A 1,329-nucleotide genomic window follows, 5' to 3' on the forward strand; every position below is an offset into this window, starting at 1 on the left:
TGTCCGAACCGGATAGATAGGTAACAGAATGGACTGATTAGATGGGTGACAGTTTTCTCCCTCGCCGGGAGGACCGGCGATGGTTTGGCGAGAGACTGTACTCATGGATGAGCGGCTTCGGTTTGTTGTGGAATGCCTTTCTGGCGAGGAGACGATGACGCAGTTGTGTGCGGCCTTCGATATCTCTCGCAAGACCGGCTACAAATGGCTTGAACGCTACCGGGAGTTTGGGCCGGTAGGCCTGCATGATCTGCCGCGTGCGCCACTCAATCACGGCCGGGCGACGGCCGTGGATGTGGTGGAGCGGATCGTGGCCATGAAGGAGGCGCATCCGCTGTGGGGGCCCAAGAAGATCATGGCCAGGCTCAAACTTGCGGAGCCCTACTGCGGCTGGCCTGCGGTCTCGACGGCCGGTGAGATTCTGAAGCGGCATGGACTTGTGGGGCGCAGGCGCAGGCGCTGGAAGGCGGCAGGCAATGGCCCATGGCCGGAAGCTTCGGAGCCGAACGCGGTGTGGACGGGGGACCACAAGGGTTGGTTCCGGACCCGCGACGGGTGGCGCTGCGAACCGCTGACGGTGATGGATGCGTTGAGCCGCTACCTGTTGGGGCTCGAGGCAACGAGCTCGACATCGGATGAAGAGGCTTGGCCGGTGTTTGAGCGGTTGTTTGAGGAGAACGGCCTGCCAAATCGGTTCCGAAGCGACAATGGCTCACCATTTGCGTCGGCCGGTGTCACCGGGCTGACGCCGCTTGCGGCGCGCTTCATCAAGCTCGGCATCGCCCTTGAGCGCATCCAGCCGGGCAAGCCGCAGCAGAACGGGCGCCATGAGCGCTTTCACCTGACCATGCTGCCGATGGCCAAGGCACCGGAGGCCGACAGGGCGGCTCAAGCCCAAGCCTTCGAGGCCTTCCGGCGCAGCTACAATGAGGAGCGCCCGCACGAGGCACTTGGCATGGGCACCCCGGCGCAGCATTACCGTCCCTCGACCCGCCCCATGCCCAAGACGACCCCCGAGCCGGACTATCCGGCCGAGGCGGCGGTGCGCAGCGTGCGCCAGAACGGTGCCGTCAAATGGCAGGGCGCCGAGATCTACGTCTCGGCCACGCTGGCAGGCGAGCCGATTGCCATCGAAGAAACTGAGAACGGTGAATGGGCGATGCGCTTCTATGCTCATCCGCTCGGCTTCATCGACCAGAAGCACATGAAACTGGTTCGCCGCAGCGCCGCGCCAACCCAACCGCTTGGCGCTGCGACGAACCCATCATAAGGGGGAAAACTGTTACCTATGTATCCGGTTCAAAGTGTTACCCATCTATCGGCTGGACA

General features: G+C 63.1%; 1 protein-coding gene. It reads left to right on the top strand.

Annotation, left to right across the window (positions count from 1 at the left end):
- The first annotated feature begins 79 nt into the window (after positions 1–79).
- Positions 80–1,270: an integrase core domain-containing protein gene (locus tag FCU66_RS40330; protein ID WP_136622675.1), complete on the top strand. Its 1,191-nt coding sequence runs from the start codon at positions 80–82 to the stop codon at positions 1,268–1,270.
- The last annotated feature ends 59 nt before the right edge of the window (positions 1,271–1,329 follow it).

Origin of the sequence: Mesorhizobium norvegicum (genome assembly GCF_004919685.1) — a bacterium.
In the GTDB taxonomy this organism is placed as follows: Bacteria; Pseudomonadota; Alphaproteobacteria; order Rhizobiales; family Rhizobiaceae; genus Mesorhizobium; species Mesorhizobium norvegicum.